General features: G+C 71.5%; 19 protein-coding genes. 11 read left to right on the plus strand and 8 right to left on the minus strand.

Translation table 11 applies throughout. The features are described 5' to 3' along the window. Positions 1–370 precede the first annotated feature (370 nt). Together ADL29_RS15115 and ADL29_RS15120 are read left to right on the plus strand one after the other, a co-directional pair. Complete coding sequence (locus ADL29_RS15115; protein WP_046927718.1) at positions 371–1,051, plus strand: response regulator transcription factor; 681 nt, start codon at positions 371–373, stop codon at positions 1,049–1,051. A gap of 16 nt (positions 1,052–1,067) precedes the next feature. Next, entirely contained in the window at positions 1,068–2,318 is a 1,251-nt protein-coding gene (locus ADL29_RS15120; protein ID WP_046927719.1) for an ATP-binding protein, read from the plus strand. 16 nt (positions 2,319–2,334) lie between these two features. Here the strand turns inward: ADL29_RS15120 and ADL29_RS15125 are convergent, their stop codons facing one another. Then, complete coding sequence (locus tag ADL29_RS15125) at positions 2,335–2,862, minus strand: GtrA family protein (RefSeq protein WP_053924178.1); 528 nt, start codon at positions 2,860–2,862, stop codon at positions 2,335–2,337. A gap of 153 nt (positions 2,863–3,015) precedes the next feature. Beyond that, positions 3,016–3,447: a protease inhibitor I42 family protein gene (locus ADL29_RS15130; protein WP_245689418.1), complete on the minus strand. Its 432-nt coding sequence runs from the start codon at positions 3,445–3,447 to the stop codon at positions 3,016–3,018. Positions 3,448–3,569: 122 nt separating this feature from the next. Between ADL29_RS15130 and ADL29_RS15135 the strand changes: the two genes are divergently transcribed. The 4 genes from ADL29_RS15135 to ADL29_RS15150 all read left to right on the plus strand — a co-directional run bounded on the left by ADL29_RS15135 (position 3,570) and on the right by ADL29_RS15150 (position 7,932). Then, a complete protein-coding gene (locus ADL29_RS15135) occupies positions 3,570–4,721 on the plus strand; it encodes a 5-(carboxyamino)imidazole ribonucleotide synthase (protein ID WP_046927722.1) in 1,152 nt (383 codons plus the stop codon). Continuing rightward, a complete protein-coding gene (gene purE, locus ADL29_RS15140) occupies positions 4,718–5,311 on the plus strand; it encodes a 5-(carboxyamino)imidazole ribonucleotide mutase (RefSeq protein ID WP_053924180.1) in 594 nt (197 codons plus the stop codon). Before ADL29_RS15135 ends, purE begins: the two co-directional genes overlap by 4 nt. A gap of 73 nt (positions 5,312–5,384) precedes the next feature. Further along, positions 5,385–6,572: a dipeptidase gene (locus tag ADL29_RS15145; protein ID WP_053924181.1), complete on the plus strand. Its 1,188-nt coding sequence runs from the start codon at positions 5,385–5,387 to the stop codon at positions 6,570–6,572. A gap of 163 nt (positions 6,573–6,735) precedes the next feature. Then, positions 6,736–7,932, plus strand: a complete 1,197-nt coding sequence (locus ADL29_RS15150; protein WP_078971016.1) for a dipeptidase — start codon at positions 6,736–6,738, stop codon at positions 7,930–7,932. A gap of 42 nt (positions 7,933–7,974) precedes the next feature. Here the strand turns inward: ADL29_RS15150 and ADL29_RS15155 are convergent, their stop codons facing one another. Together ADL29_RS15155 and ADL29_RS15160 are read right to left on the minus strand one after the other, a co-directional pair. Continuing rightward, positions 7,975–8,358, minus strand: coding sequence for a VOC family protein (locus ADL29_RS15155; RefSeq protein WP_053924182.1), 384 nt, complete (start codon positions 8,356–8,358; stop codon positions 7,975–7,977). 95 nt (positions 8,359–8,453) lie between these two features. Continuing rightward, positions 8,454–9,794, minus strand: a complete 1,341-nt coding sequence (locus ADL29_RS15160) for a UDP-glucose dehydrogenase family protein (RefSeq protein WP_053924183.1) — start codon at positions 9,792–9,794, stop codon at positions 8,454–8,456. Between the two features lie 224 nt (positions 9,795–10,018). Between ADL29_RS15160 and ADL29_RS15165 the strand changes: the two genes are divergently transcribed. Beyond that, positions 10,019–11,194 carry an acyl-CoA dehydrogenase family protein gene (locus ADL29_RS15165; RefSeq protein ID WP_046927727.1) on the plus strand — a complete coding sequence of 392 codons (1,176 nt, stop codon included), beginning with the start codon at positions 10,019–10,021 and terminating at the stop codon, positions 11,192–11,194. Between the two features lie 128 nt (positions 11,195–11,322). Here the strand turns inward: ADL29_RS15165 and ADL29_RS15170 are convergent, their stop codons facing one another. Beyond that, positions 11,323–12,600: an LCP family protein gene (locus ADL29_RS15170; protein ID WP_053924184.1), complete on the minus strand. Its 1,278-nt coding sequence runs from the start codon at positions 12,598–12,600 to the stop codon at positions 11,323–11,325. Between the two features lie 273 nt (positions 12,601–12,873). Between ADL29_RS15170 and ADL29_RS15175 the strand changes: the two genes are divergently transcribed. The 3 genes from ADL29_RS15175 (at position 12,874) to ADL29_RS15185 (ending at position 15,605) form a co-directional block, all read left to right on the plus strand. Then, a complete protein-coding gene (locus tag ADL29_RS15175) occupies positions 12,874–13,428 on the plus strand; it encodes an acyl-CoA thioesterase (protein ID WP_046927729.1) in 555 nt (184 codons plus the stop codon). Between the two features lie 84 nt (positions 13,429–13,512). Beyond that, positions 13,513–14,298, plus strand: coding sequence for an alpha/beta fold hydrolase (locus tag ADL29_RS15180; protein ID WP_053924185.1), 786 nt, complete (start codon positions 13,513–13,515; stop codon positions 14,296–14,298). After that, a complete protein-coding gene (locus tag ADL29_RS15185; RefSeq protein WP_053924186.1) occupies positions 14,295–15,605 on the plus strand; it encodes a cytochrome P450 in 1,311 nt (436 codons plus the stop codon). Before ADL29_RS15180 ends, ADL29_RS15185 begins: the two co-directional genes overlap by 4 nt. Here the strand turns inward: ADL29_RS15185 and ADL29_RS15190 are convergent. From ADL29_RS15190 to ADL29_RS15200, 3 genes are all read right to left on the minus strand, one after another. After that, on the minus strand, positions 15,538–16,164 hold the full coding sequence (locus ADL29_RS15190) for a VanZ family protein (RefSeq protein WP_053924187.1): 627 nt from the start codon (positions 16,162–16,164) through the stop codon (positions 15,538–15,540). The genes ADL29_RS15185 and ADL29_RS15190 overlap by 68 nt on opposite strands. Before the next feature lie 66 nt (positions 16,165–16,230). After that, entirely contained in the window at positions 16,231–16,695 is a 465-nt protein-coding gene (locus tag ADL29_RS15195) for a hypothetical protein (RefSeq protein ID WP_053924215.1), read from the minus strand. After that, entirely contained in the window at positions 16,692–18,167 is a 1,476-nt protein-coding gene (locus ADL29_RS15200) for an LCP family protein (protein ID WP_053924188.1), read from the minus strand. The genes ADL29_RS15195 and ADL29_RS15200 overlap by 4 nt, the downstream gene beginning before the upstream one ends. Before the next feature lie 270 nt (positions 18,168–18,437). On the opposite strand from ADL29_RS15200, the gene ADL29_RS15205 reads away from it, so the two are divergent. Continuing rightward, on the plus strand, positions 18,438–19,463 hold the full coding sequence (locus ADL29_RS15205) for a glycosyltransferase family 2 protein (RefSeq protein WP_053924189.1): 1,026 nt from the start codon (positions 18,438–18,440) through the stop codon (positions 19,461–19,463). Positions 19,464–19,497: the final 34 nt, after the last annotated feature.

Below are 19,497 nucleotides of genomic sequence, written 5' to 3' on the forward strand. Positions count from 1 at the left end.
CGAGACGGCGCCGGCAGGCGGTCCAACACCGGGATCCACGCCCCCCGTGCTGCTCGCGCGGCGGACCCGGTCGACAGGTCAGTCACTGTGTACCGGGACTGGTGGTTCCAGCCCCGCACACAACAGGGACCGATGACACCAGTTGAGCGTCAGCGGTCCGCGGGTTGTGCGATGGACGTCCCGACACCATACGTCTGCTTCCACCACCAATGGCCACCATGAGACAACGCTCACACTGTTGCCGGGAACCGTTTACTCCGCCCTGCCGAGCGTGTGCAGTCCGGGCCGTGCCCCGGGCCGGCGCATCCGCTCGTAGCCGGCCCCCGCCGGTCCGCCCCTCTGCCCCGCCGCCTCGGACTACCATCGGCGCATGACCCGTGTACTGCTCGCCGAGGATGACGCGTCCATCTCGGAGCCGCTCGCCCGCGCACTGCGCCGCGAGGGTTACGAAGTCGAGGTGCGCGAGGACGGCCCCACGGCGCTCGACGCCGGTCTCCAGGGCAATATCGACCTGCTCGTGCTCGACCTGGGGCTGCCGGGCATGGACGGCCTGGAGGTCGCCCGCCGGCTGCGCAACGAAGGCCACTCCTTCCCGATCCTGGTGCTCACCGCCCGCGCCGACGAGGTGGACACCGTCGTCGGCCTGGACGCCGGCGCCGACGACTACGTCACCAAGCCCTTCCGGCTCGCCGAACTCCTGGCCCGGGTACGGGCCCTGCTGCGCCGCGGTTCCACCGCCGAGCCCCAGCAGCCGCCCGCCACCCATGGCGTACGGATCGACGTCGAGTCGCACCGGGCATGGATGGGCGATGACGAACTCCAGCTGACCGCAAAGGAGTTCGACCTGCTGCGCGTGCTGGTACGGGACGCCGGCCGGGTCGTCACCCGCGACCAGCTGATGCGCGAGGTCTGGGACACCACCTGGTGGTCGTCCACCAAGACGCTCGACATGCACATCTCCTGGCTGCGCAAGAAGCTCGGTGACGACGCCGCCAACCCCCGCTACATCGCCACCGTCCGCGGTGTCGGCTTCCGCTTCGAAAAAAGCTGAAAAGAGCCAGTAGCCCGTGCGCCGCCGCCTGATCAACTCCACGCTCGCCGTGGTGCTCGTCGTCATCGCCGTCTTCGGCATCTCCCTGGTCATCGTCGAAACCCGCACGATCGAGGCGGGTGCGCAGGAGAGCGTGGCGTCCGAGGCGGTGCGGCTGGTGGGGATCGTGGAGAGCCGGCTGGGCAGCGGCGAGAAGATCACTCCGGAGATCCTCTCCGAGCAGATCACCGCCAAGCGGTACGCCCAGATCCGGGTGCCGGGCAGGCCCGGCACGATCGAGATCGGGCGGCGTCCGGCGGGGGACGTCATGGAAAAGCGGGTCCGCGGAGACCGGGGCGAATCCGTCGTGGTCCAGGAGTCCCGCTCCACGGTCAGCGCGGAGATCGGCCGGACGCTGCTGGTCATCCTGGCCGTCGCACTGCTCGCGATCGTCGCCGCCGTCATCCTTGCGGTACGCCAGGCCCGTCGGCTGACCGCACCGCTCACCGACCTCGCCGAGACCGCCGAACGGCTGGGCTCCGGCGACCCCCGCCCGCGCCACCGCCGCTACGGCGTCCAGGAACTCGACCGGGTCGCGGATGTGCTCGACGCCAGCGCCGAACGGATCGCCCGGATGCTGACCGCCGAGCGCCGGCTCGCCGCCGACGCCTCCCACCAGCTGCGCACCCCGCTGACCGCGCTGTCGATGCGGCTGGAGGAGATCACCGTCACCGACGACCCGGACACCGTCAAGGAAGAGGCCACCATCGCGCTGGCCCAGGTGGAGCGGCTGACCGATGTCGTGCAGCGGTTGCTGACCAACTCGCGCGATCCGCGCACCGGCTCGGCGGTCGCCTTCGATCTGGACGAGGTGGTCAAGCAGCAGGTCGAGGAGTGGCGCCCGGCCTACCGCAGCGCCGGACGGGCCATCGTCCGCTCCGGGAAGAAGGGGCTGCGGGCCGTGGGCACCCCGGGCGCGGTTGCCCAGGTGCTGGCCACGCTGATCGAGAACTCCCTGATGCACGGCGCCGGAACGGTCGCCCTGCGCACCCGCGTCACCGGCAACCAGGCCGTTGTCGAGGTCACGGACGCAGGCCCCGGCGTCCCGCCGGACCTCGGCTCACGGGTCTTCGAACGGACCGTCTCCGGCCGCAACTCCACCGGGCTGGGGCTGGCCGTCGCCCGCGACCTGGCCGAGGCGGACGGCGGCCGTCTGGAGCTGCTGCAGCAGCATCCGCCGGTGTTCGCGCTGTTCCTGGCGCGCGAAGCCGAGTCCGTCGAGGAGTGAGCCCGCTGCCGGCCCGCTACTTCCGGGAGCCGCTGCGGGCCCGCGCCGGGCCCGGCACGCCCTCGGGGCGGTCGGTCAGGAAGGACTCGGCGGTCTCCACGGCCTCCCGGGCGGGCAGCGCCCGGAACACCCAGGTGCGGTACGACCAGAAGCGGAAGAGCGTCGCGATGCCGATGCCGACGAACTTGAAGACATTGCTCTGCAGCCGGCCGTCCCAGCCGAACCCGTACGTCGCGGTGTAGAGCACGCCGTTCTCGATGATCAGGCCGATCACGCTGAACAGCAGGAAGAGCGTGAGCTCCTTGGTGCGGCCCTGCTTGTCCCGGTCGCGGTAGGCGAAGTAGCGGTAGCCGATGTAGTTGGTGCCGGTGGCCACGACCGTCGCCACGATGCTGGCCCGGACGACGGGAATCTCGGTCAGCTGCCGTACGAGGTTGAACACCGCGAAGTTCACGACGACGCCCGCGCCGCCGACCGCGCCGAACTTCACCACTTCCCGGGTGAGCGCCTCCAGCCTCGACCGCAGCGCGCTCCGTTCACTCATGGTGATCGTTCAGCTCCCGTCGTGGGCAGATGTCGCGGGCGAACGCCCTGAGCGGATGTCGTGGGGTGGTCATCGCGGCCGTCAACCGTGGTCCGCTCTCTCATGCTAACCACCGGTATCAGCCGGTGCCCGTCCCCTGTCGAGTTCGGCTCCTCATCCCACGGTGACGCGGAATTCGAGGCTCTGCGTGCCCTCTGCGACGCCCGCACCGTCCGTACACCGCCGGCAGCGCAGCAGCCGCAGGTCCGTACGGCCCGCGCCGACCGCCACGAAGTCCAGGTAGCGGGAGCCGCCCGCACCGGAGGACGGCGGCTCGTCGGGGTCCACATGGCTTCCGGACGCCCTCAGAACGGCCGGATCCGGACGCGGGGCGGCGATGATCCAGCGGAATCCGTCGGCGCGGCCGTCGGCCACCTGTATCTCGAAGTGCTCGCCCGGTCCGACCGCTATCTCGGTGCTGTCCGCGTCGTACACCGCCGGCTCCGACAGCCGGCTGATGACGGTATGCACCGCGATCAGCAGCGCGGCGATCGCCACGGCGATCACCAGAAGCCGGGATTTCCTCGCTATGCCACCGGTCCCCATCCGGTCTCTCCTTCGCTTGCCGCTCGTCACCGGCGATCCTCTGACATCTGCGGACGCCCGTATTCAGAGGATCATCCAAGCAGGGGTCGGGGCAGCGCTGCGGTGCGGATACCCTGGGGAGCGTGACGTTCCCGGTAGTCGGCATGGTCGGCGGCGGTCAGCTCGCCCGTATGACCCACGAGGCGGGTATCCCCCTCGGCATCAAGTTCAAGCTCCTCAGCGACACCCCGCAGGACTCGGCGGCCCAGGTGGTCAGCGAGGTCGTCATCGGCGACTACCGCGACCTGGAGACGCTGCGCGCCTTCGCCCGTGGCTGCGATGTGCTCACCTTCGATCATGAGCACGTCCCCACCGAGCACTTGCGGGCGCTGGAGGCGGACGGCATCCCCATCAGGCCCGGCCCCGAGGCCCTGATGCACGCCCAGGACAAGGGGGTGATGCGCGCGAAGCTGGACGCGATCGGCGTGCCCTGTCCGCGGCACCGCATCGTCTCCGATCCGGCCGATGTGGAGCGGTTCGCGGCCGAGGGGGAAGGTTTCCCCGTCGTCCTCAAGACCGTCCGCGGGGGCTATGACGGCAAGGGAGTCTGGGTCGTGCGATCCTCCGAAGAGGCCGCCGAACCGTTCCGCGCCGGAGTGCCGGTTCTGGCCGAGGAGAAGGTCGAATTCGTCCGAGAACTGGCGGCCAACATCGTCCGCTCCCCGCACGGCCAGGCCGTCGCCTACCCGGTCGTGGAGTCGATACAGGTCGACGGCGTCTGCGACACGGTGATCGCCCCGGCACCCGGCCTCGACCCGCAGCTCGCGGGCCACGCCCAGGAGCTGGCGCTGCGCATCGGCAAGGAGCTGGACGTCGTGGGCCACCTCGCGGTCGAGCTCTTCGAGACGGCCGGACCCGACGGGAAACCCGGCATCCTGGTCAACGAGCTCGCCATGCGCCCGCACAACTCCGGCCACTGGACCCAGGACGGCGCGATCACCTCGCAGTTCGCCAACCACGTCCGTGCCGTGCTCGACCTCCCGCTCGGTGACCCGCGCCCTCGCGCCACCTGGACGGTGATGGCCAATGTCCTCGGCGGCGACTACCCCGACATGTATGCGGCGTATCTGCATTGCATGGCGCGGGACCCGCAGCTGAAGATCCATATGTACGGAAAGGACGTGAAGCCCGGCCGCAAGGTCGGCCACGTCAACACCTACGGCGACGATCTGGCCGACGTGCGCGAGCGCGCCGCGCACGCCGCCGGCTATCTGCGAGGAACAATCACCGAATGACCGCCCACCCGTCGCCCGGCCACCGCCCCTCAACGAGCGCTGACGCGCGCCCCTCCGATGCCTCCGCCCCCCTCGTCGGCGTCGTCATGGGCTCCGACTCCGACTGGCCCGTCATGGAGGCCGCCGCGCAGGTGCTCGCCGAGTTCGAGATCCCCTACGAGGTCGATGTCGTCTCGGCGCACCGGATGCCGCGCGAAATGATCGCCTACGGCGAGGACGCCGCCGGGCGCGGCCTCAAGGCGATCATCGCGGGCGCCGGGGGAGCCGCGCACCTTCCCGGGATGCTCGCCTCGGTCACCCCGCTCCCCGTCATCGGCGTGCCGGTGCCGCTGAAGTACCTGGACGGCATGGACTCCCTCCTGTCCATCGTGCAGATGCCCGCCGGGGTGCCGGTCGCCACCGTCTCGGTGGGCGGCGCCCGTAACGCCGGGCTGCTCGCCGCCCGGATCCTCGCCGCGTACGATCCCGAACTCCTCTCCCGTATGCGGGAGTTCCAGCAGGAGCTGAACGACCAGGCCACCGAGAAGGGCAAGCGGCTGCGCAACAAGGTCGCCGCCCCCAGCGGCTTCGGCTTCGGCGGCGGCAAGTGAGCGAGCGCAGCGAGCGAACAGTCGAGAGGTGCGCGCCGCGCGAATGCAAGGCCGAGCGCAGCGAGGTGTCGGCATGAGTGCCTCTCTGGACGCCGCGAAGGAGCTGCTCGCCCGCTGGCCCGTCGTCGACGGCCACAACGACCTGCCCTGGGCGCTGCGCGAGCAGGTCCGCTACGACCTCGACCGGCGCGATATCGCCGGCGACCAGTCCGCGCATCTGCACACCGACCTCCCCCGGCTGCGGGCCGGCGGCGTCGGCGCGCAGTTCTGGTCCGTCTATGTACGGGCCGAATACGCGGGCGACCACGCGGTCAGCGCCACCCTCGAACAGATCGACGTGGTGCGGCAGTTGGTCGGCCGCTACCCCGGAGATCTGCGCCTGGCGCTCACCTCCGGCGATATGGAGGCCGCCCGCGCGGAGCGCCGTATCGCCTCTCTGATGGGTGCCGAGGGCGGCCACTCCATCAACAACTCCCTCGCCACCCTGCGCGCACTGCACCGGCTCGGCGTCCGCTATATGACGCTGACCCACAACAACTCGCTCGACTGGGCCGACTCGGCGACCGACGAGCCGAAGGCGGGCGGGCTGTCGCGGTTCGGCGAGGAGGTCGTCCGCGAGATGAACCGCCTCGGCATGCTCGTCGATCTCTCGCATGTCGCCGCGGAAACGATGCGCGACGCGCTCCGCGTCACCCGCGCCCCGGTGATCTTCTCCCACTCCTCCGCCCGCGCCGTCTGCGACCATCCGCGCAACATCCCCGACGACGTCCTGGAGCGGCTGCCCGCCAACGGCGGCATCGCGATGGCCACCTTCGTGCCGAAGTTCGTGCTGCCCGCCGCGGTGGAATGGACGCAGCGTGCCGACGAGAACATGCGCGCGCACGGCCTGCACCACCTCGACACCAGCGAGGGCGGGATGACCGTCCAGCGGGCCTTCGAAGCCGCCCACCCGCGCCCGGTGGCCACCGCGGCCACCGTCGCCGACCACCTCGACCATATGCGTGACGTCGCGGGCATCGACCACCTCGGCATCGGCGGCGACTTCGACGGCACCGCCTTCACCCCGTCGGACCTGGCCGATGTGGCGGGCTACCCGCAGCTGATCGCCGAGCTGCTGGACCGCAAGTGGTCCACGGCCGACCTCGCCAAGCTCACCTGGCAGAACGCGGTCCGTACGCTGCGCATCGCCGAGGACGTGGCACGCGAGGAACAGGCCCGGCGCGGCCCGTCCAACGCCACCCTCGAGGAGCTGGACGGCTGAGGCACCGTACGACGGGACGGCGTCAGGGCCGGTCCGGCGGATCATGGCCGGGCCCGCCCCCTGATCCGCCGGACCGGCCCTAACCCGTACGCATCGCTCACCGCGAACCGTACGGATCCGCGTGCGACGGTGGCGTCACCTGTAGTCGACCGGGGAGTGCGCCATGGCCGATCTCGCCCCCGCAGAGCTGACCGACCCCGCCGGTGCCTCGGAGATATCCGGCGCCGCCCCCGGCGACGGATCCGCAGGCCCGCTGCCGCTCGGTCTCCGCGGCCCGCTGGCCCGCGCCCGCGCCCTGCTCGCCACGCACCCCGTCGTCGACGGCTGCAACGGCCTGCCCTGGTCGCTGCGCCGGCGCACCGGCCACGATCCGACCCCCGGCCACCGCTTCGACCTCGACCACGGCGAGACGGGCGTGCGCACCGACATCCCGCGGCTGCGGGCCGGCGGTATCGGCGGCCAGTTCTGGTCCCTCCAGGTGCCGGCCGAGCTGACCGGCGAGGCGGCCGTCACCGCGACGCTCGAGCAGATCGACTTCGTCCATGCGCTGATCCGCACCTACCCCGGGGCGCTGCATCTCGCCCTCTCCGCCGACGACCTGACCGAGGCCCGCGACCACGGCCGGATAGCCTCCCTCCTCGGCTCCGCCGCCGGCCACGCCATCGACAGCTCGCTCGGCGTACTGCGCTCCTTCTACCGGCTGGGAGTGCGTTCCCTCTCCCTCACCGCCGGCCGCAGCACCCCGTGGGCCGACTCCGCCACCGACGAGCCCAGGGCGGGCGGGCTGACGGTGTTCGGCGAGGAGGTGGTCCGCGAGATGAACCGCCTCGGCATGCTCATCGATCTGACCTGGTGCTCCGCCGACACCATGCGGCACACCCTCGAGATCACCAGGTCCCCGGTGCTCTGGTGCCACACGGCGGCCCGGGCGGTCTGTGCCCACCCCCGCAACGTCCCCGACGAGGTGCTCTCGCTGCTGCCCCGCAACGGCGGGGTCTGCATGGTCACCTTCACCCCGGAACACCTCACCCGCGGCAGCGGCCCTGCCTCCGTACAGGACATCGCCGACCACCTCGACCACATCCGCGCGGTGGCAGGCCCCGACCACGTCGGCCTCGGCGCCGGCTTCGACACCGACCCGGCCACCGCGCACCGCAGCCCCGTGCCGGATGTGGCGGGCTATCCGCTGCTGCTCGCCGAACTCATCGACCGCGGCTGGTCATTCCGCGATCTGGCCGGTCTGACCTGGGGCAATGCGCTACGGGCAGTCCGCGGCGCGGAGTGTGCCGCCCGCGCCGCCCGGGGCCGCCGGGCACCGTCCACGGCGACGATCGAGCGGCTGGACGGAGAGCGGGCGTAACCGGCCGACCGCACCCTTCGGGCCCGAGCTTCGGGCCCGGGCTCACTTCATGCACAGGCAGAACGGATGCCCCGCCGGATCCAGATAGACCCGGAAGTCACGCTTGCCGTCATCGGGCTGGACCAGCGTCGCGCCCAGCCTGATGACCTTGGCCTCGGCCTCGTCGATATCGGCGGTGCGTACGTCGAAGTCGAGATGCAGCTGCTGCGGCTGGTCCTGGCCGGGCCAGTCCGGCCGCCGGTAGTCGCCGGCCACCTGCTGGAAGGCGAGCGTCCGGCCGCCCGGCCCCACGACCTCGACCCAGTCGTCGTCGCTCGCGTCGTCCCCGCCCTCAACGTGCCACCCGAGCATCTCGGCATAGAAGCCGGCGAGCGCCCACGGGTCGGGACAGTCCAGCACCGTGACGCCGAGCTCGATCAGTGCCATGGCATTACCTCCGCATCGCAGGAACCGGTCACTTCGCGTCGCATGTGCATGATGGCGGGTACGGGCCGGCCGGCGGCCGAGGCGGATCCGGCGGGTTACGCCTGCGGGCGGCCCAGCGCCCGGTAGCTCCAGCCGGCCTTGCGCCACAGCTCCGGGTCGAGGGCGTTGCGCCCGTCCAGGATCCGCCGCTCGGCGACCACCTCACCCAGCGCCGCCGGATCCAGCTCCCGGAATTCGCTCCACTCCGTCAGATGCAGCACCACGTCCGCGCCCCGCACCGCCTCCGGAGCGCTGTCCGCGTACGCCAGGGTGGGGAACAGCCGTCGTGCGTTCTCCATCCCCTTCGGGTCGTAGACCGTCACCTGCCCGCCCTGGAGGTGAATCTGTCCCGCGACGTTGAGCGCCGGCGAATCGCGTACGTCGTCCGAGTCCGGCTTGAAGGTCGCGCCCAGTACGGCGACCCGCTTGCCCAGGAAGCCGCCGCCCACCGCGTCGCGGGCCAGCTCGACCATGTGGCCGCGGCGCCGCATGTTGATGGAGTCGACCTCGCGCAGGAACGTCAGCGCCTGGTCCGCGCCCAGCTCACCGGCGCGCGCCATGAACGCCCGGATGTCCTTGGGCAGGCAGCCGCCCCCGAAGCCGATCCCGGCCCGCAGGAACTTCTTGCCGATCCGCTCGTCGTGGCCGATGGCCTCGGCCAGCTTCACCACATCGCCGTCGGCGGCCTCGCACACCTCCGCCATGGCGTTGATGAACGAGATCTTCGTCGCCAGGAACGAATTCGCGGAGGTCTTCACCAGCTCGGCGGTCGGGTAGTCCATCACCACGAACGGCGACCCCTCCTTGAGGGGCGTGGCGTACACCTCCCGCAGCATCTCCTCGGCCCGCTCGCTCGCCACACCCGCCACGATCCGGTCGGGGTGCAGGGTGTCCTGTACGGCGAAGCCCTCGCGCAGGAACTCCGGGTTCCAGGCGAGCTCGGCGGCCCTGCCGGCCGGGGCGGTGGCCGCCAGCCGCTCGGCGAGCCGGGCCGCGCTGCCCACCGGCACCGTCGACTTGCCGACGACGAGCGCGGGCCGGTCCAGATGCGGCGCCAGCGCGTCGAAGGCGGTCTCCACGTACGACATGTCGCAGGCGTACTCGCCGTGCTTCTGCGGCGTGTTCACACACACGAAGTGCACATCGCCGAAGGCCGCGACCTCTTCGTACGAGGTGGTGAAGCGCAGCCGCCCGCTGGAGCCCTCGATCCCGGCGACATGGCGGCGCAGCAGCTCCTCCAGCCCCGGCTCGTACATCGGGACCTCGCCGCGCTGCAGCATCTCGATCTTCTCGGGCACCACGTCCAGGCCCAGCACCTCGAAACCCAGCTCGGCCATGGCGGCGGCGTGGGTGGCACCGAGGTAGCCGGTGCCGATCACGGTGATCTTGAGGGCCATGGACGCTGCTCCAGACGCTTCCGGGGAAAATGGTGCTGACCGAGCATAGTCGCGCGCCGTACGGCAGTCCCCGGCCGTGCGCCCGCTCTCCGCCGCCTGTCGGCAACCTCACGTATCCGTAACCGGCCCAGCGGCCTAGAATCCGAAGTCGTAGTTTGGTTACTTAACAGTAGTTAGCAGTAGTAGGCAGCAGTGAGCATCAGCTCATAGGGGAGTGAGAAACCTTGGCGGGAACCGCTGATTTCGATCTGTACCGGCCGTCGGAGGAGCACGACATGCTCCGCGAGTCGGTGCGTGCGCTCGCCGAGGCGAAGATCGCGCCGTTCGCCGCCGCGGTGGACGAGGAGGCGCGTTTCCCGCAGGAGGCGCTGGACGCGCTGGTCGCCAACGACCTGCACGCCGTCCACGTACCGGAGGCCTACGGCGGCGCCGGTGCCGACGCGCTGGCCACCGTCATCGTGATCGAGGAGGTCGCACGGGCCTGTGCCTCCTCCTCCCTCATCCCGGCCGTCAACAAGCTCGGCTCGCTCCCGGTGATCCTCTCCGGTTCCGAGGAGCTGAAGAAGAAGTACCTGGGCCCGCTCGCCAAGGGCGACGCGATGTTCTCGTACTGCCTGTCCGAGCCGGATGCCGGCTCCGACGCCGCCGGCATGAAGACCAAGGCCGTACGCGACGGCGACTACTGGGTGCTCAACGGCGTCAAGCGCTGGATCACCAACGCCGGCGTCTCCGAGTACTACACGGTGATGGCGGTCACCGACCCCGAGAAGCGCTCGAAGGGCATCTCCGCCTTCGTCGTCGAGAAGTCCGACGAGGGCGTCTCGTTCGGCGCCCCGGAGAAGAAGCTCGGCATCAAGGGCTCCCCGACCCGCGAGGTCTACCTCGACAACGTCCGCATCCCCGCCGACCGCATGATCGGCGCCGAGGGCACCGGCTTCGCCACCGCCATGAAGACCCTGGACCACACCCGCATCACCATCGCGGCCCAGGCCCTCGGCATCGCCCAGGGCGCCCTGGACTACGCCAAGGGCTACGTCCAGGAGCGCAAGCAGTTCGGCAAGCCGATCGGCGACTTCCAGGGCGTGCAGTTCATGCTCGCCGACATGGCCATGAAGGTGGAGGCGGCCCGCCAGCTGACCTACGCCGCCGCCGCCCGCTCCGAGCGCATCTCGGCCGGCGGCAAGGGCGAGGACCTCACCTTCTTCGGCGCCGCCGCCAAGTGCTACGCCTCGGACGCCGCCATGGAGATCACCACCGACGCCGTCCAGCTCCTGGGCGGCTACGGCTACACCCGTGACTACCCGGTCGAGCGGATGATGCGCGACGCCAAGATCACGCAGATCTACGAGGGCACGAACCAGGTGCAGCGGATCGTGATGGCGCGGAACCTGCCGCAGTAGGCGCACACGCACCCTCCGCGCAGCTTCACCACGGGCCCCCGGCGCTCCGCCGGGGGCCGTTCTTCGGGAAGTGAGTGAGGCCCCGCCGTTTCCGGCGGGGCCTCACTGGTGACGGTGACGGCGTCGGGTCAGTTCCCGCTGACCGTGACCTTCTCGTCGTTGTTCAGCTGCTGCACCAGCTGCTGCACCTTGGCCTTGTCCCAGACCAGGTTGCCGCCGGTGGAGCCGTTGATCGGCATGTTCATCGACTTGCCGTCGCCGCCCATGACGCCCTTCATCGCGAAGAACATCTGGCCCAGGTCCCACAGGCTCATGTCCTTGTCGACGATGAGGGTGTCCAGGCCGGCGCTCATCGTCGGGTAGAGCTTGAAGGGGTTGAGGACCGTACCCGGGGTGGCGACCTGACCGGCCAGCGTGCCCAGGAACTTCTGCTGGTTCTTCGTACGGTCCAGGTCGCTGCCCGCGAAGGCGTGCCGGGTGCGGACGAAGGCGAGGGCCTGCTGGCCGTTGAGGGTCTGCTTGCCCGCGGGGAAGTCGGCGCCCGACCACTTGTCCTTGAACGCCTTGGGGATGTCCATCTCGACGCCGCCGATGGCGTCCACGATGCCCGCGAAGCCGGCGAAGCCGATCTCGACGTAGTGGTCGATGTGCAGCTTGGTGTTGAACTCGACGGTGCGGACCAGGAGTTCCGGGCCGTCCTCGGCGTAGGCCGCGTTCAGCTTGGTGTGGCGGCCGGTGCCCGGGTACTTCTTGCCGGAGTCCGAGCCGACGAAGGTGGGTATCTCCACGTCCGAGTCACGGGGCAGCGAGATCAGCGTCGGGCCGTTGGAGCCGTCGTGCAGGATCATCATGGAGTCGGTGCGCTTGCCCTCGGCGGAGCCGGTGTGCAGCTTCTTCTTCTGCGCGTCCGTCATGCCCTCGCGGCTGTCCGAGCCCACGATCAGGTAGTTGGTGCCGTCCCCGGCCTCCGGCCGGTCGATGACCTTGCTCAGGTCCACCTTGCGGCGGAGCTTGCCGTCGGCCCAGAAGTACGTGGCGACGGAGGTGACGGCCAGCACCACGACCAGGGTCAGCACGGTCCACTTGATGCGGCGGCCCCAGTTGGGGCGCGGCCGGGCACCGCGCGGACCGTAGTCGTCATAGCCGTCGTCGCCGCCGCGGCCACCGCCGCCGCCGTAGACCTGACCGGTGTTGTAGCCGCTGTCGTAGTCGTCGTAGCCCTGCGACTGCTGCGGCGGTACGGAGCCGCGGCGCGGGGACATCTGCGGGGGCAGCGGGGGCTCGCTGCGGGGGTACCCCGCGTCGCGCCGCACCTGCGGCATGGCGCGCGCACCCTCCGGATCGACGCCGCCGCTGCCGCGTCCATACCGGTAGCCGTTCTGGTCCCCGGACTCCCACTCATTCATGGAAGGCAGTGTGCATGCCGCAAGGGGCCGCCCCATAGGGCAGGTACATGATCGGACCAGGGCTGTTGCAGACCTGATGCAAAGCGACGGAGGCCTTCCCGCCCATACCGCAAGGGGCCGTGACCATTCCGGCGGGGCTTTCGGAAGCAGTCATTCCGGATAGTTTCCGGCGAGGGCGGGGAGACGAGCGTCACGCGGGGAGAGAGTTGTCACGAGACGGGGGTCACAGGGCGGCCGGGGCGGCTCCGGGAACGCCCCGCTTAGGCTGGCCCCATGACCGAACTCGTCACCAACAGCCAGGAGGGCGAGCTCGCGGGCAAGCCGACCTCCGTCTCCCGTACGACGCTGTCGCACATCATGACCGCGGCCGACACCAATCTCCTCGGGACGGTGCACGGTGGCGTGATCATGAAACTGGTCGACGATGCGGCGGGCGCGGTGGCCGGCCGGCACTCCGGCGGCCCGGCGGTGACGGCCTCGATGGACGAGATGGCCTTCCTGGAGCCGGTCCGGGTCGGCGACCTGGTCCATGTGAAGGCCCAGGTGAACTGGACCGGCCGCTCCTCCATGGAGGTCGGCGTACGGGTCCTGGCCGAGCGCTGGAACGAATCCACCCCGGCCCAGCAGGTCGGCTCCGCCTACCTCGTCTTCGCGGCCGTGGACGAACACGGCAAACCGCGCCGGGTGCCGCCGGTCCTCCCCGAGACGGAGCGCGACAAGCGCCGCTACCAGGAGGCGCAGATCCGCCGCACCCACCGTCTCGCCCGACGCCGCGCGATCATGGAACTGCGGGAGCGGCGGGCGGCGGAGGGGCTCGACGAGGTGTAGCAGCACCGGGCGGTGCCCTTGCGTGGCGAAGTCGTCACGGTCAGTGTGGGTCGGACGACGTCTCCCGACGCACCTGGAGTGAGCGTGGCTTCCTTCGTACTGCCCCATGGCCTGCACGGCAGCGGACCGCACAAGGTCATCGCCGTCCACGGCTGGCTCGCCGACCGGTCCGCCTACGCCCCCGTCCTGTCCGACCTCGACCGGGACGCGTTCCAGTACGCCCTGGTCGACCTGCGCGGCTACGGCGAGGCGAAGGGCGCGGACGGCACGTACACCACGGCCGAGGCGGCGGCAGATGTGCTGGCGCTCGCCGACCGGCTGGGCTGGGAGCGGTTCTCGGTGATCGGCCATTCGATGGGCGGCAGCGTCGCCCAGCGGGTGCTGGCCGCGGCGCCGCACCGCCTCCGCAGGATCGTCGGCGTCTCGCCGGTCCCCGCCGACGGGCTGCCCATGCCGCCCGAACAGTGGGAGCTGTTCTCCGCCGCGGACCGCACCCCGGAGAACCGGCGGATCATCATCGACCTCACCACCGGCGGGCAGCGCCCGGCCGCCTGGCTGGACCGGATGGTGCGCCGGTCGCTGGAGTGCAGCGATCCCAAGGCGTTCCGGGCGTGGCTGGACTCCTGGGCGGGGGAGGGGTTCGCCGCCGAGGTCGACGGGGCCGCGGTGCCGGCGCTGGCGGTGGCCGGGGCGCTGGATCCCGCGCTGGGCGCCGAGCTGATGCGCCGGACATGGCTGCAGTGGTACGTCAACGCCGAGCTGGTCGAGCTGCCAGGGGCCGGGCACTACGCGATGGACGAGACGCCGCTGGCGCTGATCCGGGTGGTGGAGGACTTCCTGCGGGCGGACGGCGACGGCGAAGCCGGATGACCGTGCCGGACGTCTTCGACCCCCGCCGCTACACCGACGGCCTCCCGCACGACGCGTACCGGCTGTTGCGCGACCGGTATCCGGTGGCCTGGCAGGAGGAGCCCGAAGTCCTCGGCTGGCCCGCCGGCCCCGGCTTCTGGGCGGTCACCCGGCATGCCGACGTCGTACGGGTCCTGAAGGACGCGCGTACCTTCTCCTCCCATTTGGGCGCCACCCAGATCCGCGACCCCGACCCGGCCGACCTGCCGTTCATCCGGCGCATGATGCTCAATCAGGATCCTTCCCCAAGCTCTCAACTCCGTTCGAGCAGGGGGGACCCCACTGATCACGGACGCCTGCGCCGCCTCGTCAGCCGGGCCTTCACCCCGCGCCGGGTCGACCGTTTCGAGGCCGTCGTGCGGCAACGGGCCCGTGACCTGCTGGCGGCGGCGGTCGGGACGGCGCGCACCGGGGACGGCGCCTGCGACATCGTCACCGCCGTCACGGACGACTACGCGCTGCTCAATCTCGCCGATCTGCTCGGGGTGCCGCCCGGCGAGCGCGGGCTGCTGCTGGACTGGACCCGGCGGGTGATCGGCTACCAGGACCCGGACGAAGCGGGTCCGGCCGCAACCGGGCCGGACGGGCGGCCCGCCGACCCCCGCTCCCCGGCCATGCTCCAGGACATGTTCGCCTTCGCCCGGGAGCTGGCCGCCCACAAACGCAGGCATCCGGCCGACGACGTCATGACCGTGCTCGCCTCGGACCCCGAACTGGCCACGCCCGAGCTGGAGATGTCCTTCTTCCTGCTGACCATCGCGGGCAACGACACCGTCCGCAGCGCGGCCCCCGGCGGCCTGCTGGTACTCGCCGAGCACCCGGAGGCGTACCGCGCGCTGCGCACCGGCGCGGTGGGGACGGCGTCCTGCGCGGAGGAGCTGCTGCGGTGGCACCCGCCGGTGCTCAGCTTCCGCCGGACCGCGGCGTACGACACGGAACTCGCCGGCCGCCCGATCCGCGCCGGTGACAAGGTGGTCGTCTTCCACGGTTCGGCCAACCACGACGAGCGGGTCTTCGCGGACCCGCACCGGCTGGACCCGGCCCGTACCCCCAATCCCCATGTCTCGTTCGGCGACGGCCCGCATGTCTGCCTGGGCGCGCATCTCGCCCGGCTGCAGCTGCGGGTGCTGTACGAGGAGACGCGCGGCCTGCTGCCCGCACTGGCGGTCGCCGCTCCGCCGCGGCGGCTGGTGTCGAACTTCAACCACGGTCTGAAGTCGCTGCGTCTGCGGCTGGTGGATGTCCCGGCGGACGGGCCGGCCGGGTAGCGGCGGTGCCCGGCACGGCCGCCCGGGTCACTGCCAGCCGCGCCAGCAGCGCCAGCCCCGCCCCGGTCACCGTCCCGGCCGCCGCGCACAGGACGTCGTCGATATCGGCGATCCGCCCGGCCCGCATCAGCAGCTGAGCGGTTTCGACGGCCACGCACAGGCCGACGCCCAGGAGGAAGGCCCCGGCGGCCGACCAGCGGGGGGCCGCGCAGCGCAGCAGCACCGGGCCGGGGACGTACAGGGCGGCAAGGGCGGCCATCTGCCGGATCAGCATCGACCGCTCCTGGGGCTGGAGCGGGGCACCAGGAGCGAAGAGGCTCTCGCCCGGCCGCCACCACAAGGTGGCGTCGGCCGAGCCGACCGGCTGGGTGGGGACCAGCGTCACGAGGACGAGCAGCAGGAGCCACCCGGCCAGGAGGGCGGCGGCGGTGGTGCGGGGAACGGGGCTCACGGGCGTGCGGGCGGTCCAGGCGGCGAGGGACAGGGCCAGGGCCACCATGGCGGTGAGGAAGAGCGCCACGGCGGTGGGGGAGAGGGCCGGTACTGCTGCCTGCCACATGGTGTCCTCCTGCGCTCCTGTGCTCCTGAGGAGCTGTGGACCTGGGCGTGGGTATCAGGTGCGGGATCAGGCGCAGCTCCACTTGGTGACGAAGACGGTCATGTCGCGCTCCATGACGCCTCGGATGCATTCGTCCGGCAGCATGTTCACCCGGCTGCCGAGGGTGACGGAGCCGTACCGCAGGCGGCGGGTGCCGAACCAGCCGGGGAACGCGGTGATCCTCGCGTTCTTGCGCTGATAGCCCAGGCGCACGGAGAAATGGGCAGCGGGCCCGGCCTCCCGGCGGCGGTAGGTCGTGGTGTACCGGCCGGCCGCGCCCACCGGGCCGTGCAGGCACAGCCGGCCGTTGGCCAGATCGCCGCAGCCGGTCGGCGCGGCGGGGGCGCGCGGGGCCGCACCGGCGGTGGCGGCGACCAGACACAGGGCGGCGAGGGTGACACCGGCGCGGGGGACACAGTGGTACCCGGCCGGGCGGTCGCCGGTGGGCGGGCGGGGCGGCCCCGTACGGCGCCGGGGGGCGGGAACGGTCACGGGCACACCGCCTCGTCGCCGGTGATCGCCCCGACGCTCCCGGGGGTCTGCGGCGGCTGCTCCGCCCGGACCGGCGTCACCGCCTTGAAGTCCGCGCCGACCGTCACCTGGAGCACCGGCCCGCGCCCGGCCACCGGCCGCAGCTGCGCCCCCGGCAGCGCGGCGGCCAGCGAGCGGGCCGAGCGGTCCCAGCGCGGGTCGTAGTCGATGACCGTACGGGCCGCCGCACCGCGCGCCGTGTTGCCGGGGACGCCGGCGGTCACGAAGCCGGTGGCGTGCAGGGCGTCGGCGACCGTGTCACCGAGGCCGGGCCGGGCGGTGCCGTTGTCGACATGCACTCTGACCTCCGACGGCGGTACGTCCACGACCGTCGCATGCGGCGGCTTCGCGCCCTTGGCGGGGTGTTCGGCGATGGGCCGGTCGTCGCGGACCGCCTGGAAGAGCTGCTGGGAGGCCACCGGGTCCCAGCGCACGGCCTGGCCGCCGCCCGGCAGCCGCAGATTCTCCTTGGTGAGGGGTACGGAGACGAACTCCGACGAGGACGGGGTGAAGCCGCGCATGGCCTGGCCCAGGTCGACCAGGTCGTTGGCGGCGAAGCCGGAGTCGGCGCGGACGGACTCGAGCATGGTCTCTGCAACGTCCTTGAACCGGATGGGGTTCATCAGAACACCGGAGGAGGTGATTTTGTGGATCAGCGAGGCGAGGAAGCGCTGCTGGCGGTGCATCCGGCCGAGGTCGGCGGAGGCGTCGATATGGCGGGAGCGGACGTACTGGAGGGCCTGGCCGCCGCCGAGCAGGGAACGGCCGGGCGGGAGATCGAGTCCGGTGAAGCTGTCCCTGAGCGGGCGCGGGGTGCAGATCTCCACCCCGCCGACCGCATCCACGCTGCGCATGAAGCTGGTGAAGTCGACCTCCAGATAGTGGTCGATATGCACCCCCGTCATGTGCTCGACGGTCCGGACGGTGAGGTTGGGGCCGCCCTCCGCATACGCCGAGTTCAGCTTGACCGGGTGCCTGGGGTGCCGCCGGCCGGTCGCGGCGTCCTGGTGGGCGGGGACCTCGGCGTACGAGTCACGCGGCAGGCTGATGATGCTGGCCCGGTCCCGTTCCGCGGAGAGGTGCACCAGCATCAGGGTGTCGGTGCAGTGACAGGGGGCGCCGCCCAGGTGATACGTCCGCTTCTCCTCCTTGGTGAGCTTGTCGCGGCCGTCCGTGCCGACGACCAGGAAGTTCAGGCCGCTGCCGCCGCCGGGCCGCTCGTCCGTCGGCATGCCCAGGAACGGGTCCACCCGGCCGATCCGGGTCTCCACACCCGTGACCATGGCGTGCCCCACCCCGCCCGCGGCCAGCAGCAGCCCGGCGGCCACTGCGCTGGTCCGCAGCCCCCAGCGGGTGCGCGGCGGGCGCCGCCGGCCCGCCGGCCGGGTGGTCCGGCGCTGCGCGGGGCCAGAGGAGCGGGACGGGGCGGTCACGGGGGACACCTCCGCGGCGGGACGGACGGCGGGCGTGGTCGGCAGCGGTACGGGTGGTGATTCGCCATGGAACGGGAGGAAACCAGCGGGAACACCGTAGGCCCATATGATCGACTGCAAAGCGTCACACGCCGGGCAGCGGCCGCCCGGCCACCCGTCCGACGTCCGACCCTGTCCCCCGTTCGCGGTAACGTGAGTCGCGATACCGCAGTCTCCCGGCGGGCGCTGCCGCCCATGGCGGCTCGCCGCGGGCCGTACCCCCGAGGAATCATGCCGCAGCAGCAGCCCCCGGCCGTCTCCGTGATCATGCCGGTGCTCAATGAGGAACGTCACCTGCGCAATTCCGTCCGGCACATCCTGGAGCAGGAGTACGCCGGCGAGATGGAGGTGGTGATCGCCCTCGGCCCGTCCACGGACCGTACGGACGAGATCGCCGCCGAGCTGGTCAAGGAGGACGCACGGGTACACACCGTGCCGAACCCGACGGGCCGTACCCCCGCCGCGCTCAACGCCGCGATCAAGGCGTCCCGGCACCCGGTCGTCGTCCGGGTCGACGGCCACGGCATGCTCTCGCCCGGCTACATCGCCACCGCCGTCCGCCTCCTGGAGGAGACCGGCGCGCAGAACGTCGGCGGCATCATGCACGCCGAGGGCGAGAACGCCTGGGAGGACGCGGTGGCCGCCGCGATGACCTCCAAGATCGGCGTGGGCAACGCGGCCTTCCACACGGGCGGCGAGGCCGGGCCCGCCGAGACCGTCTTCCTCGGGGTGTTCCGGCGCGAGGCGCTGGAGCAACAGGGCGGCTACAACGAGGAGTTCATCCGCGCACAGGACTGGGAGCTGAACTTCCGCATCCGCGAGGCGGGCGGGCAGATCTGGTTCTCACCGGAGCTGAAGGTCCGCTACCGGCCGCGGCCGAACCTCAAGGCGCTGGCCAAGCAGTACAAGGACTACGGCAAGTGGCGGCACGTCGTCGCGCGCTACCACGCGGGTTCGATCAACCTGCGCTACCTCGCCCCGCCGACCGCGGTGTGCGCCATCGCGGCCGGCCTCGTGGTCGGCGCCGCCGTCACCCCCTGGGGCTTCGTCGTCCCCGCCGGCTACCTGGCGGCCATCACGGCGGGCTCCCTCCCGGCCGGCAAGGGCCTCTCCCTCAAGGCCCGCGCCCAGATCCCCCTCGCGCTCGCCACGATGCACATGTCGTGGGGCTACGGCTTCCTCACGAGCCCGCGGTCGCTGGCGCGCCGGGTGATCGCCAGCCGGATTCCCCCCACGCTGCCGGGTGCCGCGTCGTAGTCGGTTCCGTTGTTCCGGCCCCGCCTTCGGCGGG

The sequence above is a fragment of the Streptomyces chattanoogensis genome (genome assembly GCF_001294335.1).
Taxonomy (GTDB): Bacteria; Actinomycetota; Actinomycetes; order Streptomycetales; family Streptomycetaceae; genus Streptomyces; species Streptomyces chattanoogensis.

What these genes read in the sequence shown, in the direction of transcription:
- ADL29_RS15115 (WP_046927718.1), top strand. Translation starts at nt 371, where the DNA reads ATGACCCGTGTACTGCTCGCCGAGGATGACGCGTCCATCTCGGAGCCG.
- ADL29_RS15155 (WP_053924182.1), bottom strand. Translation starts at nt 8,358, where the DNA reads ATGGCACTGATCGAGCTCGGCGTCACGGTGCTGGACTGTCCCGACCCG.
- ADL29_RS15150 (WP_078971016.1), top strand. Translation starts at nt 6,736, where the DNA reads ATGGCCGATCTCGCCCCCGCAGAGCTGACCGACCCCGCCGGTGCCTCG.
- ADL29_RS15170 (WP_053924184.1), bottom strand. Translation starts at nt 12,600, where the DNA reads ATGAATGAGTGGGAGTCCGGGGACCAGAACGGCTACCGGTATGGACGC.
- ADL29_RS15175 (WP_046927729.1), top strand. Translation starts at nt 12,874, where the DNA reads ATGACCGAACTCGTCACCAACAGCCAGGAGGGCGAGCTCGCGGGCAAG.
- ADL29_RS15145 (WP_053924181.1), top strand. Translation starts at nt 5,385, where the DNA reads ATGAGTGCCTCTCTGGACGCCGCGAAGGAGCTGCTCGCCCGCTGGCCC.
- ADL29_RS15125 (WP_053924178.1), bottom strand. Translation starts at nt 2,862, where the DNA reads ATGAGTGAACGGAGCGCGCTGCGGTCGAGGCTGGAGGCGCTCACCCGG.
- ADL29_RS15190 (WP_053924187.1), bottom strand. Translation starts at nt 16,164, where the DNA reads ATGTGGCAGGCAGCAGTACCGGCCCTCTCCCCCACCGCCGTGGCGCTC.
- ADL29_RS15205 (WP_053924189.1), top strand. Translation starts at nt 18,438, where the DNA reads ATGCCGCAGCAGCAGCCCCCGGCCGTCTCCGTGATCATGCCGGTGCTC.
- purE (WP_053924180.1), top strand. Translation starts at nt 4,718, where the DNA reads ATGACCGCCCACCCGTCGCCCGGCCACCGCCCCTCAACGAGCGCTGAC.
- ADL29_RS15185 (WP_053924186.1), top strand. Translation starts at nt 14,295, where the DNA reads ATGACCGTGCCGGACGTCTTCGACCCCCGCCGCTACACCGACGGCCTC.
- ADL29_RS15130 (WP_245689418.1), bottom strand. Translation starts at nt 3,447, where the DNA reads ATGGGGACCGGTGGCATAGCGAGGAAATCCCGGCTTCTGGTGATCGCC.
- ADL29_RS15160 (WP_053924183.1), bottom strand. Translation starts at nt 9,794, where the DNA reads ATGGCCCTCAAGATCACCGTGATCGGCACCGGCTACCTCGGTGCCACC.